This is a genomic window from Streptomyces sp. NBC_00986 (genome assembly GCF_045162565.1).
Taxonomy (GTDB): domain Bacteria; phylum Actinomycetota; class Actinomycetes; order Streptomycetales; family Streptomycetaceae; genus Streptomyces.
This window is the reverse complement of sequence record NZ_CP108733.1, coordinates 8,251,662-8,266,811: the sequence shown is the minus strand read 5'-3', so window position 1 is coordinate 8,266,811 and position 15,150 is coordinate 8,251,662. Positions and strand designations below refer to the sequence as shown.

The window sequence follows — 15,150 nt, the reverse complement described above, 5'->3', positions numbered from 1 at the left end:
GGAGCGGCACGCACGTCCCCACGGCCGTCCCGGCCCGCCCGGCGACGCCACCCATACGGCACGCACACGACCATGCGAAGGAAGACTTCCTTGAACACCAGCAGCACGCGCCGCCGGACCAGCGGCGCGCTCCTGGGGGCCTCGGTCCTCGCCCTGTCCGCGTTCGTCTCCGCCCCGGCCCACGCCGCCGCGCAGGACGCCACCTGCGGTGTCCTGGCACCGGGCGCCTCGGCCGTCGCGCAGGCCGCGGTGAACGCCGCCTGTTCGCAGATCGGCGTCTGGTACAGCTGGGGCGGCGGCCACGCGGCCACGCCGGGCGCCAGCTACGGCTACTACGACGGCTCGGACCCCGACAGCCTCCACGACAACGAGCGCAAGGGCTTCGACTGCTCCGGCCTGACCCGCTACGCCTACTACCAGGCCACCGGTAGGGACCTGCTCAACGGCACGGCGGACGACCAGTTCCACAGCTCGCAGGCCTCGGCCCGCTTCTCCGCCGCGCAGGGCAGTGCCCCGCTGCTGCCGGGCGACCTGATGTTCTGGGGCAGCGGGCACATCCACCACGTCGCCATGTACCTGGGCAACGGACAGATGGTCGAGGCGTACGAGTCGGGCACCCACATCCGGGTCGCCCCCGTCCGCACCGGCGGCGACTACGCGGGCGCGATCCGGGTCAACGGCTCGGGCACGCCCACTCCCCCGCCCGCGAACGGCGGCACGGTCTTCGAGACCTGGGGCACGGGGGTGCGCACCCGCTCCACGCCGAGTGTGCGCGGTGCCGTGGTGGACACCTTCGCCGGTCCGACCCAGGTGTCCGTCCAGTGCCAGGAGCACGCCGAGACCGTCACCGCCGAGGGCTACACCAACGACATCTGGTCCAAGCTGGCCGACGGTTCGTGGCTGACCAACATCTACATCAAGGGCCCGGCCTCACTGCCCGGCATCCCGGACTGCGGCGGCAGCACCACCCCGCCGCCCTCAGGAGGCAGCAAGCCCTTCCAGACCTGGGGCACCGGCGTCCGCACCCACAGCCAGCCGAACGTCAACGCCGGCGTGGTCGACTACTTCGCCCAGCCCACCACGGTCAACGTCGTCTGCCAGGCACACGCCCAGGAGGTCACGGCCGAGGGCTACACCAACGACGCCTGGTCCAAGCTGACGGACGGTTCCTGGATGACCAACATCTACATCAAGGGCGCGGCCTGGCTGGACGTACCTACCTGCTGAGCTGGAGCCGAGACCGCGGGCCGCCGTATGCCTTGAGGGGTGTGCGGTGGCCGGCGGTCGGAGACGGGGCGGCAGACGAGCCGGGCCGTACGCCGGGGATAGTTTCGATATCTGAGGAAGCGTCCCCTGAGCTGCGCGGGCGTTCCGCGTGACCAGAGGCCGTGCACATCGCGTGCACACTAACCCGAATGACCACCTCCCCAAGCGGTACGAATTTCCGTACCAGTCCGGTACGATGTCGGGTACCATTCCGCGAGAGGACCTGCGCCATGACCCTTACCGCCAGCGAGGCGCGCAAGGAACTTTTCCCCCTGATCAAGAAGGTCAACGACGACCACGCGCCAGTGCGGATTCACTCCAAGAACGGCGACGCCATCCTCATGTCGGCAGAGGACTACGACGCCTGGCAGGAGACCATCTACCTCCTGCGTTCACCGGCCAACGCCCGCCGCCTTATGGAAGCCGTCGCCCGCGACCGTGCGGGCCAGACAGCGGTCACCAAAACCCTGGAGGAACTCCAGGAACTGGCCGGTGACGAGTGAGGGACGTCAACTTCGACCCAGCCGCCTGGGACGACTTCCAGCACTGGCTCGCGACCAACCGCAAGATGGTGCGCCGCATCGTCCGCCTGATCGGCGAGATCCAGCGCGATCCGTTCAACGGCATCGGCAAGCCCGAACCGTTGAAGGGGGACCTCTCCGGCTACTGGTCTCGCCGCATCGACGACGAACACCGCCTCGTCTACCGAGCCGACAGCAAAGAGGTCAAGATCCTCAAGGCTCGTTACCATTACAACGACTAGACCACTCATGCCTGGCGCCGTGAGACCACCTCGCGGGCCCCATGCCGTTTCGCTTGCATGCCTGGTGACACGTAGCGCGGTGCCGTATGTGGTAAACGCATTCCGATGCCCCGTGACTATGGCAATCGCGAAGGCCGAGCAGCATGCTGCCAGCAAACCATCCGGACTGCACGCCGCGGATAGATGAGAGTTTGGCGAAAGCACCTTCTTAAGCTGCGCAAACTCTTCGCGTGACAAGAGGCCGTGCACGTCACGTGCACACTCCCGCATGGTCCAGAACCCTGCACGGTCGATAAGGCCAGGCGATCCCAACGTCCAGGGCAACAGCCCATCACACGTTCCGTCACGCAGCTTCAGCCCGATGTGGCGCGTCGGCTGCGTCCGCCTATGCGACCGACAGCCTCGCATACCAAGTTGCCGCCTGGACCAAGTACTCAGGCTGGAAGCTGATGCACGGGTTGGATTGGCGGAGAAAGGTCGAGGGTCGCCAAGCCGCTGTTCTCCGCCATCGTCCTGGCGTCCAACTACTCCACGATGTCCAGCGCAGCGAGACGGTCCGCGATCTTCATCGTCTCCAGACTGACTGTGACGATCCGCGTGAGGAGGTCGATAATGCAGAGAAGGCCTACGTCGTGGCTAGGACGGCCGGGCTTCACGGTTTTACCACCGGACAATCAGATGACTCGTGGCCACGCGGGTAGGGGGCAACTGCAAGTTTGACGCGGGAAAGTCGCAATCTCGAGTGTCAAGTCACCGGCCAGTGGAGGCAGGGAAGACGAGATCAGCGCACCCCGAAACTCCGGCAACTGCTGGTAGGAAGCGATGTCCCGACCCACGAACAGGTCTTCGAGCACAGCAAGCAGACTGTTGACCCGTGCCGGCAGCGGTGAAGATGGGGCCGCGTAGGCTTGGCTGAGAGACGCGCCGATGTTGGCTGCCTTCCAGGGATTGGCCTGCTCCTCGGTTATGCCGAGCCAGCGCTCGATGGTGCCGGTGAGACGAACCGCCCCGGCGAAGGATGACCCTGAATCGTTGGCGGACGCCGCCAACGCGGTTAATGCCGATGCGTCCTCGCACAGCCGCTTCTTGAGGGTGCTCTGGGTTGTAGCCATGACCGCATCCTCGTCCCAGAGGACAACGTGTGGGATGCCGAACAGGGACAGGGTGCTCGCCGCACGGTGGAGCTCGAATTTGCCAAACGCACTGAGGACGCCGACATTGTGGCCAAGTTTGGCCAGGAGACCCCGACGGGCCAGCCACTCAAAGAACAACACATCGCTAGGACCTTCGACGACGATCACCCGGTCAGCGAAGAATGCGGCGGCCCGGTGCGCGTCCAGGTCGTAGAGAACCCGGTCCCGTTCCTCATTGGCCGGGGTAAGACGGGCAGTCTTGAAACAGGAGCGGGAGCCCATGGCGTAGGTCGAGCGGGTGTGTATGTCCGAGAGAACCCTGCTCACAAGAGCGGGAGAAGGCGATGCCACTTCGATCCGGTGCAGTGAACGACGCACCCGGGTGATCGCTTCAGGGGAGGTCTCGGCAGCCGCGATCACAGACGCATTGTGCGTGGTGATCGTCACTGCCGTGTTGCCTGCATCAACGAGCTGGTGCAGGTCGTGGGCAAGTCGTGTCACCTGGGAAGGGTGGAGGAATGCCTCAGGCTCCTCGAAGAGGACCCACCGGAACGCACCCTCCTTGGCCTGGGCCCGTAGCCGTGCCGCCGCTTGGATCAGCGCAGCAACCATGGTGCGCTGCACGCCGGATCCCTGGGTCTCCAGCGGACGGTGAGAGCCGTCTTGGTGGAGTCGCAACTCGATGAGGTGTCGCATGATCAGCTCGTTGGACAACTCTCCGACGTCGACCTTCGCGGACAGGCCCCAGGGCATCAGCGCCTCGTCAAGATCGCTCTCAAGGTCAGTGATGGGCCCTTCCTGCAAGGCACTACTCAGCGTTCCGAGCGCAGCTCTAGCGGTCACGAGCATGGTCTCGATGTGCCGCTCGGAGAAGGCAAGGAGCAGTACGTCCCGCAAAGGCGAGGGACCGGTAAGCGACATGTGGTCGGCCATCTTGCTGATCGCCGGAATGTAGACGCACTGACCGAGCTTGGCAGCACTAGTCCAGCCGGTCGGCTGTGGTTCACCGCCGTCCTGGGGAATCAGGTAGTAGGCCCCGGCAAGACGGTCTGTGGTCTTGGTGAACCAGCGCCGGATCCGGAGGAGATCGCCATCGCCGGGGTCGACGCCGATCTGCTTGGCCTCGGCGGCGTCAACGCTGTAGTCGATCTCCACCCAGGATTCTGCACCAGGCTCCGCGTGCCAGGGGAGGTCTCGGGTTTCGTCCCAGTCCAGTGCACCATAGAACAGCAGGACGGCATCCATCAGAGTGGACTTCCCCGCGTTGTTCGGACCGATCAGCGCGCCAAACGGACGCATGTGCAGTTCGACGTCGAGGGCGCCGCGAACGTTCCGGACGGCCACGCGTAGGGGGCGCATGGGGAGGCTCCTCGAGGTCAGCGGGGGAGGAACGGGCTGGGAGCCCCGGAATAGGACACGTACAGCCGGTCACGGGCACGAGTGCACGCGACATAGAGCACGCATCGCTCCCTCTGCACACTCTCCAGGTGGGCGGCCCTGTCGACTTCCAACGGAACGATCGCCCGATCGTGCGGCACCACCTTGTCTTGGACTCCGACGACGGCAACGCACTGGAATTCCAGCCCCTTCATGCTGTGCATCGTGCCGACCTGGACCCGACCGCCGGAGGGCCCCGGCGGCTCGGGCTCTATGCCCGCGGAGCGAAGTGCGCCCGCCACGTCGTCGGACTTGGCGTTGACCCGGGCCGCAACGGCGATCGCACCCGGTTCGACGCCGTCAGCTAGCCAGGCCCGGACTTGGGAGACCACGGCAGCGCGTTCCTCGGACCACTCGGTGAACCGCCGGACGATCGGCCGGCGGCCGTGCATCGGCGACTCGTAGCCTTCTCGGCTGTCGGGCCAGCCATCGAGGTCCTCCTCGGACACAAGTCCCAGCACCCGGACGGCCCAGGTGAGGATCTCCTGTGTGGTGCGGTAGCTGACGGTGAGTCGCTGTGTCCGGCCGACGATGTTGATCCCAGTGTTCTTCAGCGGTACCCGATGCTGCCAGATCCGCTGATGCGGATCCGCAACGAGGAACAGATCGTCCGCGCCCGGGCGGACGGCCGCCCGGAGCAACCGCCACTGCGCGGGATGTAGGTCCTGACCTTCGTCGACGATGATGTGCTGGTAGACGGCAGGCCCGTCTACCTGTCGCAGGATTCGTGCCGCCTCATCGGCTACCTGCAGGAACGACCAACGCCCGAGGTCGCTCAGCTGAGTCCGCAACGCCTCGATGGCAGCCCAGACGGACGACCGCTCCGAGCGAGTTAGACCCTGGCCTCGGCCGGTGCGTGCTGCCGCTAGATACGCCTCCAACGTAGTGACGTCCTGGGCGAGTAACACCTGCTCCCATTCATCGACCAGGAATTCCCCGGCGTAGTCCGGGTGCACGGTGTCGGCCAGGCTGACCAGTTCACGCGACGTGAGCACCGCAGGGCGACTTCCACGCTGGTCGCTGACAACCCGGCCAGCAAGCTGATCAGTGGTGATCACCTCGATCCGGTCGCGGTCCTCGGGGTTCTCGACGAGTTGGTCCAGCTGACGAGCCAACTCCGCGGTCAGCGGGCGGCTGTAGGTGGTCAGCAGGATCGGCGCGCCGCTGTCGTGGAACCCGGCGAGGTGCGCAGCCCGGTGCAGGGCGGTCACCGTCTTGCCAGTCCCCGCACCACCGGTGATCATCACTGAGCCGAGATAGGGGTCGTGGTAAGCGATCCGGCGCTGCATCGGATGCAGAAAGATCCTCCACAGCGCAAACGGGGGGCGCAGCAGCTTCTCAAGTTCTTCGGGGCCGCTGACGAGCGCGACTTGGTCGGGGGTCCGTCCGATCGCTGCGGACAAGTCGTCCGGCTCAACCCGGTCGGGCTTGGCGGCGTTGACGAGATGCTTGCTGACCTCTCCCCAAGTCTCCTCGATCGTCATACCCGAGGCCAGCGCGACGAGGACGTCGTACTGGAGTGACGGCAACATGTGCTGGAGGGCGTCCAGGTGCGCCTCCCGAGTCAACAATCGGACAATCGGCAGCACTTGGTCGTCGATACCGAGTGCTCGGAAGTCTGAATCCTTGACATGGTCGAAGAGCCTGGCTGGTGTAGCTTCGGCGGCCAGACGCAGTGTGCTGCTCATGTTCTGCAGCTGCGTCTCGTCGCGCACTTCCAGGACGCCGAGAACCTGGTTGACGGTGAACAACCTCGTCGTGGCCCAAGCAATGGCGTCGTCATGCGGCAGGACACGCAACAGGCAGTAGAGGTCTCCTGTCGCCGGCGCCAGGACGACCCCACGATAGAACTGATTAATCCGGATTGTCCTGATCCGAGGGTCTTCGGCCCGGTTGAGCTTCTCCAGATGCAGTCCCGCATGGGTGGCCTGGGCGAACTTCCCGAGCGCGGCCTGCACAGCCTTCTGGACCGGCTTCTCCAGCTTGGCGTACTCGGAGAGGAACTCCTTGGCGATCGCCAACGGCGGCACGGACACTCCTCCGACGGGGTGGACGACCCTCATAGTAAGTCGTTGATGATCCGTGCGGGGCAGTATCGTAAGGGGCTCCGTGACCCGCCTTGACTGACGACTGGGGGGCTCCGCCTGTGGCGAAGCTGACGTTGCCGCAATTGGAAGCGCATCTGTTCGGTGCGGCCGACATCCTGCGCGGCAAGATGGACGCCTCGGAGTTCAAGGAATACATCTTCGGGATGTTGTTCCTCAAGCGCTGCTCCGACCAGTTCGACACGATCTGGGGCCGGGTCATCGCCGAGCAGATCGAGGCGGGCCGGACACAGGCACAGGCCGAAGAGATCGCCGACAACCGGGCGTTCTACCGGGGCGGCGACTTCTTCGTGCCAACGGCGGCCCGATGGAGACACCTGGTCGGCAAGTCGGCCGAGAACGGCGTCGCGGACCTGCTTAACAAGGCCTTGGCCGCGCTGGAGACCGCCAACGCCACAGCACTGCAGGGCGTGGTCGGGCACATCGACTTCAACCGCAAGGTCGGCAAGACGTCGCTGTCGGACCAGAAACTGCAGGCCCTGATCAGGCACTTCGCCCACTACCGGCTCCGCAACGAGGACTTCGAGTTCCCCGACCTGCTGGGCGCCGCGTATGAGTACCTCATCGGCGAGTTCGCCGACTCGGCGGGCAAGAAGGGCGGGGAGTTTTACACCCCGCGCGGCGTCGTCCGGATGATGGCGCGCCTAGTCGAACCGCACTCGGGGATGCGGGTGTACGACCCGTGCGCTGGCTCCGGAGGCATGCTGATCATGTCGAAGGAGTACGTCGCGGAGGCAGGCGAGGACGCTCAGGACCTACGCCTGTACGGCCAGGAGGCCAACGGCGGCACCTGGGCCATCTCGAAGATGAACATGATCCTTCACGGCATCGTCAACGCCGACCTGGAGAACGACGACACCCTCGCCAATCCGTTGCATATCGAGCCGGATGGTTCGACGCTGACGCTCTTCGACCGGGTGCTCACGAATCCCCCGTTCTCACAGAACTACGTGCGCGCCGGGATGAAGCACGCCGACCGATTCGAATATGGCCGGACTCCGGAGACCGGCAAGAAGGCTGACTGGATGTTTGCCCAGCATGTGCTCTCCGTGCTCAGGCCCGACGGCATTGGCGCCACGGTCATGCCGCACGGAGTGCTGTTCCGGGGCGGCGAGGAACAGGCGATCCGGAGGAAGGTCATCCAGGCCGACCGGCTAGAGGCGGTCATCGGCCTAGCTTCGAATCTCTTCTACGGCACTGGTATCCCGGCGTGCATCCTCATCCTGCGCGGCCCCGGCCCCCGCCCGGCCTCACACCGGGGCAAGGTTTTGTTCATCAACGCCGACCGCGAGTACTTGTCCGGCCGCGCCCAGAACTACCTTGAACCCGAGCACGCTGAGAAGATCGTCGCTGCCTATCGGGCCTATCTGACCGACCCGGCCCACGACATCCCTGGCTTCGCCCGCGTGGTGTCGCTCGATGAACTCGAAGACAACCAGTTCAACCTCAACATTCGGCGATACGTCGACAACACCCCGCCGCCGGAGCCCCAAGACGTACGGGCCCACCTGCACGGCGGCGTCCCGAAGCCCGAGGTCCATGAGCACGAGGCCGCGTTCCAAGCTTACGGCGTGGACGTGCGCTCCCTGTTCGTCGAACGGAATGCTAACTACTACGACTTCCCGGCAGATGGCTGGCGATCGGCTGCCGCCCGTATTCCTGAGCTGGCCGCGCCCGCCGAAGCGCGAGTGCGGGACGCGTTCGATGACTGGTGGGGCCGGCACAGCAAACGGCTGAGCGAGCTGCCCGGCACACACAAAGTCATGGACACCCGAGCCGAGTTGCTCGAGTCTTTCGTCGCAGAACTCGAACCCCTCGGCACACTCGACCGCTTCCAGCTCTCGGGCGCGGTTGCCTCCTGGTGGGGCAGCGTTCAATACGACATCCGTACTCTGGCCTTCCACCAGTTCAGTGGAGTCGTCCAGGGTTGGCTGGCAACGATCCAGACCGCTTTCGCGGATGACGACGCGGCGGTACTGAACGCCCAGCGCCAGGCAGCCGCCAAACGCAAGGCTCAGGAACACCCGCTGGTCCCGTACGTCCTCGCCGACTACCTCAACGAGCTTGAGGAAGCCGAGAATCTACGGGCTGAACTCGATGTCAAGGTCAAAGCCGCCACAACTCCCCCCGATGACGATGGCAGCGAGACCGAAGAAGTCGACCCCGTCGCGTTGAAGCGCCTGCGCACCCAGCTTCTCGCGGCCAAGTCCAAGGTCCGCAAACTGGAGGCCACATTCGTCGACCAGCTCGGCAGGGGCGTCCGAGAGATCCACAAGGCCGAGACCGAACCCGACCTGGTCATGCGCATCCTCAAGGCCGACCTAAGCCGCCGCCTCAACACCCGTCTCGCTACCGGCCGCAGAGCTCTGATCGACCGCTACGGCATGTGGGCCTCCAAGTACTCGGTGACCCTTCCCGAACTCGAAGCCCAGCGCGCGGCTGCGGCCATCCGAGTCGACAAGATGCTGCGGGAGCTCGGCTATGCGTGATCGTGAGTACCCGTGGCCTGAAGTATGCCTCCGAGAGATCGGCGAGATCAGCGCTGGGGGAACGCCGTCGCGCGATGACCCCAGTCTGTGGAATGGAGCAATTCCGTGGCTAACTCCGGGAGATCTGACAAAGAATCCTCAGACTGTCACCACTGAGAGCGCGGAGTACATTACAAGGGCAGGTCTCAACAGGTCTGCCGCTGCGCTAATGCCAGCCGGGGCACTGCTCGTCACTACGCGGGCAACTCTCGGGGCCAGGACCATCGCAGGTGTTCCAATGGCCACAAATCAGGGATTCAAGAACATTTCCTTCAATTCCAATTTGGCCGAATCCAGATTCTACTTCCATCTGTTCAGACGACTGACGTCAGAGCTAGTGCGTCGCGCCTCGGGCACGACATTTCTAGAGATTTCCGGGAAAGAGTTCGGAGAGATCACAGTTCCGCTCCCACCTCTTTCAGAGCAGCGACACATCGTGGAGATCCTCGATGCGGTCGATATGAGGATCGATCTGGCTTCTGCAGAGCACGACAAGGCCAAGGCGTGCGCTGAGGCACTCGCTCAATCTTTGATTCCGATTGACCCCAACCCGCAAGATCTAGGAGATGGTTGGGATTTGCTGGCGCTTTCTGAAGTTATTCCGTCCGTTGAGTACGGAATTTCGAGCCCACTCGAACTGGGCATGGACGGGATCCCTACCCTCAGAATGAACAATCTCGAGGGCGGCAAGATGCGGCTGCATGAAGTGAAAGTTTCAGTGGAGGCCGTCCCGCCCGATCTCCTTCTTCGGGACAGAGATGTCCTCTTCAATAGAACGAATAGCCTCGAGCATGTTGGCCGCACTTCCCTGTGGCGCTCGGAGATTCCTGTCGCGACGTTCGCCTCATATCTTGTACGCCTCAATCCTGATCATCGCCGCCTATGCCCAGAATACTTGGTCCGCTGGTTGAACCGACCTGCTGTACAACAGCGCATTCGGCGATTCGCGACGCCCGGCGTTCATCAGGTCAATATTAATCCGACGAGTCTACGTAGGACGCTCATCGAGCTACCGATCGACGTTCGACGGCAACAGCAAATTGTGGCTGAGTTGGATGCCATCGATGCGGTTGTCTCCAGTCTTCAGTCCGAGCATCGGCGCTTGCTGGAGTTCAAACAGGGCTTGATGGAAGACCTACTGAGTGGCCGAGTACGGGTTTGAAGCCAGGTAGGCATGCGTACCCAGATAACTTTGCCTCGGCAGGCGAGTGGGAGGTGAGCACCGGCTTCTTCGGCGCAGGCTGGGACGATAGTGCGACCTCGCCCCGTATCGGCGGTGTCGGAGCGGCACGTGGCGGGGGGCGCCGGGGGGCGGTCTCAGCGATCGAGAACTGGGACCACGGCAAAACTTGTCGCAAGCGAGGGTCAATGATAGGGGCTCTGCCAGGAGAGTCAGCCGGATCTCGGCGGAACCCAAAGCAGGGATCGGAGGGTCGTCCAGCGACATGAACGACCAGACCTGCGTGAAGCTTGCGAAGCTTTGGCCAGCTACGTCGGGGCCAGGGACCCAAATAACCCTGAGGGTGGGCGGCTTGGCCGGCGGCGGGGCACCGTTCGGCGGGCTGCTGGAGCGACTGAAGCGCGGGGAACTCTGACTTAGCGAGGGACCTGCCCGACTGTTTAGGAATGTCCGTGGCGTATAGCGGTCTCCGCAAGGAATGATGGGACCCCTGTGATCACACGCTGACTTGAAGCGAGGGACGCTCGTGTCCGGGCCCGAGTACGTACAGGTTGAGGCTCCGCTGCTCCGGCAGCTGGCTCTGATGGGTTGGGAACACCTGCAGGGCCAGATGAAGGGCGCGTTCAAGCCGGAGGACCCGATGGAGTCCGGGCGCGAATCATTCGCCGAGGTGCTGATGGAGTCGCGGCTGCGTAAGGCGCTGCGCGGCATCAACCCGGGGCCGGATGGGGAACCCTGGCTGGACGACGCTCGGATCAGCCAGGCGCTGGGCGAGCTGACTCGGATCAGGGCCAGGGGTCTGTTGGAGGCCAACGAGCTGACGACCGAGTTACTGATCAAGGGTGTCACCGTGCCGGGTCGGCCGGGCTGGGACGGAGGCCGGGATCAGCGCGTCCATTTCATCGACTGGAAGCACTGGCAGCGCAACGAATTCGTTGTCGTGTCTCAGTTCCGGATCGACGTGCCAGGCACGAGCGGGCTGAAGCACATCGCACCCGACGAGGTGCTACTGGTCAACGGCATCCCCCTGGTCGTCGTGGAGTGCAAGAAGCCCAGTAAGGGTGACGCTATCGCCGCGGCCGTGACGCAGCTCCGGCGGTACGCCGGCCAGGGCCGCGGCCGGGTCCCTAATGGCAATCCAAAGCTCTTCCACACCGTCCAGCTGACCGTGGCGACCTGCGGAGAGCGGGCACGTCTGGGCACGTTCACAGGCGACACTGAGCACTACACGCCGTGGCGTGACCCGTACCCGTTGACCGACGTGGTCATCGCCGCCCAGCTCGGGTGCGATGAGCGGTCGGTTACCGACCAGAACCGGCTCGCTGCGGTGGTACTCCACCCCAAGCGGCTCTTGCAGATCATCCACGATTACGTCACGTTCATGACGCTGGACAACGGCATCCGAATCAAGGCCGCACCGCGCTACCAGCAGTACCGCGCGGTCGAGAAGACCTTGGAGCGCCTACTGACGGGTGACACGCGCGAGGAGGACGGTGCCCAAGACCGGCGGGGCGGCATCATCTGGCACACCCAGGGTTCCGGTAAGAGCCTCACGATGACGTTCCTCGTCCGCCGTATGCGGTCGATAGCGGAACTGTCCGCGGTCAAGGTCGTGTTGGTCACGGACCGGACCCAGCTACAGAAACAGTTGTCCGAGACACTCCGGCTCACCGGTGAAGAGGTCGAAGAAGCCAAGCGGGTCAAGGAGGCCAAGCGGCTGTTGGCGGCCGACGGCCCGGGCATCGTCGCCGTGATGATCCAGAAGCAGCAGGACGTAGCCTCGCGGTCCACCAATGGCGAGCTGGGCGAGGTTGTCCCCTCACTTGGGGAGCTCAACGACAGCAGCGCGATTGTGGTCCTCATCGATGAGGCGCACCGGTCGCACAGCTCCACCCTGCACATGAACCTGTTGGAGGCGCTGCCCAACTGCGCCCGGATCGGTTTCACCGGAACCCCGATCATCATGGGCAAGCAGAAGAAGACCTCTCAGATCTTCGGTAGCGTCATCGACACCTACCGGCTGGCCGACGCCGAGGCCGACGGCGCGGTCGTGCGGATCTTCTACGAGGGCAACACCGTCAAGGGCGCCGTCAAAGACGGACGTGACCTCGACGAGGTCTTCGAGGACCTGTTCGCCGAGCAGAGCAACGAGGACCGCGAGGCTCTGCAACGCCGTTACGCCACTAAGGGCGATGTGCTCGAATCAGAAGAGCTGATCACGGCCAAGGCAAGGCACCTCCTCCGGCACTACGTCACGTCCGTGTTGCCCGGCGGGTTCAAGGCCCAGCTGGTGGCGAACAGCCGGGAGGCGACGCTGCGATACCGAACGGCTCTGCTCGCCGCGAGGGACGAACTGGTCCACCATGCCGAGACAGTCCCAGCGCGGTTGCTCGATTCTCCACTGGACCAGCTGACCGCCCGACAGATCGCACAGGTCAACGCGCACCGAAATCTCGATCTGCTCCGCGCCATGGACTTCGTGCCGGTCATCTCACCGGGCACGGACGAGCAAGAAGAGCGCTTCGCTGAGTGGACCGCGCAGACGTCACAGGAACGCATGGTCGACGACTTCACGAAGTCGTTTCCGGCGGAACTCGGCCCGGACGAGCACCCGGTCGCATTCCTGATCGTCAAGTCAATGCTGTTGACAGGCTTCGACGCGCCGATCGAACAGGTGCTCTACATCGACCGCTCGCTCAAGCAGGCTGAGCTGTTGCAAGCGGTGGCCCGCGTCAACCGACCGGCCAAGGACAAGAAGTGCGGTTATGTCGTCGACTACTTCGGGGTCGCCAATCATCTGACCGAAGCGCTCAAGGCCTACGCTGCCGACGATGTCGATGGGGTCCTCGTCGACCTCCGCGAGGAAGTCGCCAAGCTGGGTCCGATGCGTCGCCGCCTCCAAGCGGTATTCACCGACCACGGTGTGTCCCCTTCCGGAACGACCCTGGAGGATTGTGTGCTTCTGTTGAACGACGGGGCCCGGTTCGACAGGTTCGAGGCTGAGCTCAAGCGGTTTCTCACCACTATCGACGTCATCCTGCCCGAACCAACCGTGCGCCCCTTCCTCAAAGACGCCACCCTCTACGCGGAGATCGCGATGCGGGCCAAGCGCAGGTTCCGGGTGGACGGTGGCGACTTCGACCCTGCCGCGTACGGCGCGAAGGTCCGGCAACTGCTCGACGATCACCTGCTGTCGCTCGGCATCGACCAGAAGCTGCCGCCAGTGTCACTGACAGCGGACGATTTCGAGGAGAAGGTAGCGGCACTGCCCGGTGCGCGAACCCGTGCCTCGGAGATGGAGCACGCCGTACGGGATCACATCGAGATCAACCAGGGCAAGGACCCACGCTTCTACAAGCTGCTCAGTCAGCGCCTCGAAGAGATTCTGCGCGAGTACGCCGAGAACTGGGAACAGCAAGCCGCGCTCCTAGCCGACTTGGTCGCCGAGTTGCGAACGGACCGCCCCGCGCCGGATGATCCGCTCAGCCCTGTCGAACGGGCCCTGTACGGCGTAATGTTGGAGGAAACCGCGCAAGACGGAGTGGTCGACCCTGAGACCGACCAGTTGTTGTGTGACATAAGCACCGGCGTCTACACCCTCGCCCAGCAGGTGACCCATCGGCGCGACTTCTGGCGTAGCCCGGTCGACCAGGAGGACTTCCGACGCCAGACCGTTCAGTTACTGATCACCAAGGATGCGGCGGCGATCGACAAGGTCGACTCGCTGGCCGACCAGCTGGTGGAAGTGATCGGACACCGTCGTACGGAGATTCCGCGCCCTTGAACGCCAGGCCTGGCAGGGAATGTCAGTGACGGGTGCCAGGATGTGGCCGTGAAACGTTCAGCGGCCATCGAGGTCCTGCGAGTCGACGACCTCGATGTACAGGTGCGGGTCAGCGAGCGACGGCGACAGATCAGGCTGACCGTCGAGCGTGACTCGACCGTCAGCGTCACCGTCCCTCCGGGGACCGAGCAAGCCGAACTGGTCAAGCTGATCAGAAGCCGGCGGCAGTGGCTGTACGGCAAGCTCGCCGAACGCGAGTCCCTGAGCGAGGACAGACCTCCCCGAGAATATGTCTCCGGAGAGGGCTTTCTCTACTTGGGGCGCAGCCACCGGCTGCTAGTCGTCGAGACCAGCCCGACCGATGTGCGGTTGCTGCGAGGCCGGCTGGAGATCCGCCAGGACGTGCTCCGCAATGCGTCCAGAGCCCTGATTTCCTGGTACACCCGGCGTGGTGCGAGCTGGCTGCCAGCTCGGCTCCGGCCGTGGGCTCGGCGGATAGACGTGGCTTGCGGTGAACTCCGGGTCCGGCCTCTGGGCTACCGCTGGGGGTCGTGCTCGCTCCAAGGCGATCTCAACATCCATTGGGCGACAATGCAGCTTCCACCCGATCTCATCGACTATGTGCTCGTGCACGAACTCGCCCATGTGCATGTGCCCGATCACAGCGAACGATTCTGGCGGACGGTTCAGCGGGCCATGCCCGACTGCCAGGCCCGTCGCGACCGGCTGAAACGACTCGGGCCCGATCTCTGGCTTCCAGAAACGAAGACATAAAACCCTTGGCCAGCCAGAGCACGCGGATTCTTGGGTTGAGGTGCCCAGACCACCCGCCGCATCAGTCAGCTGAGCAGCCAGACAGTGCACCAGGAGACCGTCCGTCGACCAGCACTGGTTCTCATGATCGCGTCCCATGAGGTGGTGTAGTCGGGCACGGTCCCGGAACGCGCGGGTGTC

At 64.2% G+C, this 15,150-nt stretch carries 9 protein-coding genes; 7 read left to right on the top strand and 2 right to left on the bottom strand.

Annotated elements, in window-relative coordinates:
• Positions 1-90: 90 nt before the first annotated feature.
• From OG504_RS37005 to OG504_RS36995, 3 genes are all read left to right on the top strand, one after another.
• Positions 91-1,227, top strand: coding sequence for a C40 family peptidase (locus tag OG504_RS37005; protein ID WP_405993691.1), 1,137 nt, complete (start codon positions 91-93; stop codon positions 1,225-1,227).
• Positions 1,228-1,496: 269 nt separating this feature from the next.
• The gene (locus OG504_RS37000) at positions 1,497-1,769 is read left to right on the top strand and encodes a type II toxin-antitoxin system Phd/YefM family antitoxin (RefSeq protein WP_405993690.1); all 273 of its coding nucleotides are present in this window, start codon (positions 1,497-1,499) and stop codon (positions 1,767-1,769) included.
• A complete protein-coding gene (locus tag OG504_RS36995; protein ID WP_405993689.1) occupies positions 1,766-2,029 on the top strand; it encodes a Txe/YoeB family addiction module toxin in 264 nt (87 codons plus the stop codon). The genes OG504_RS37000 and OG504_RS36995 overlap by 4 nt, the downstream gene beginning before the upstream one ends.
• A gap of 674 nt (positions 2,030-2,703) precedes the next feature.
• On the opposite strand, the gene OG504_RS36990 is transcribed toward OG504_RS36995, so the two are convergent.
• Entirely contained in the window at positions 2,704-4,521 is a 1,818-nt protein-coding gene (locus tag OG504_RS36990; RefSeq protein WP_405993688.1) for an ATP-dependent nuclease, read from the bottom strand.
• Between the two features lie 17 nt (positions 4,522-4,538).
• On the bottom strand, positions 4,539-6,620 hold the full coding sequence (locus OG504_RS36985; RefSeq protein WP_405993687.1) for a 3'-5' exonuclease: 2,082 nt from the start codon (positions 6,618-6,620) through the stop codon (positions 4,539-4,541).
• A 125-nt stretch (positions 6,621-6,745) separates the two neighbouring features.
• On the opposite strand from OG504_RS36985, the gene OG504_RS36980 reads away from it, so the two are divergent.
• The 4 genes from OG504_RS36980 (at position 6,746) to OG504_RS36965 (ending at position 14,970) form a co-directional block, all read left to right on the top strand.
• Positions 6,746-9,193: an N-6 DNA methylase gene (locus OG504_RS36980; RefSeq protein ID WP_405993686.1), complete on the top strand. Its 2,448-nt coding sequence runs from the start codon at positions 6,746-6,748 to the stop codon at positions 9,191-9,193.
• Positions 9,186-10,394 carry a restriction endonuclease subunit S gene (locus OG504_RS36975; protein ID WP_405993685.1) on the top strand — a complete coding sequence of 403 codons (1,209 nt, stop codon included), beginning with the start codon at positions 9,186-9,188 and terminating at the stop codon, positions 10,392-10,394. Before OG504_RS36980 ends, OG504_RS36975 begins: the two co-directional genes overlap by 8 nt.
• 544 nt (positions 10,395-10,938) lie before the next feature.
• Entirely contained in the window at positions 10,939-14,196 is a 3,258-nt protein-coding gene (locus tag OG504_RS36970) for a type I restriction endonuclease subunit R (RefSeq protein ID WP_405993684.1), read from the top strand.
• 48 nt (positions 14,197-14,244) lie between these two features.
• The gene (locus OG504_RS36965; protein ID WP_405993683.1) at positions 14,245-14,970 is read left to right on the top strand and encodes a M48 family metallopeptidase; all 726 of its coding nucleotides are present in this window, start codon (positions 14,245-14,247) and stop codon (positions 14,968-14,970) included.
• Positions 14,971-15,150: the final 180 nt, after the last annotated feature.

Bases quoted from the DNA above. Each gene is read 5' to 3' on its own strand.
- OG504_RS37000 (WP_405993690.1), top strand. From the start codon at position 1,497: ATGACCCTTACCGCCAGCGAGGCGCGCAAGGAACTTTTCCCCCTGATC.
- OG504_RS36990 (WP_405993688.1), bottom strand. From the start codon at position 4,521: ATGCGCCCCCTACGCGTGGCCGTCCGGAACGTTCGCGGCGCCCTCGAC.
- OG504_RS36975 (WP_405993685.1), top strand. From the start codon at position 9,186: ATGCGTGATCGTGAGTACCCGTGGCCTGAAGTATGCCTCCGAGAGATC.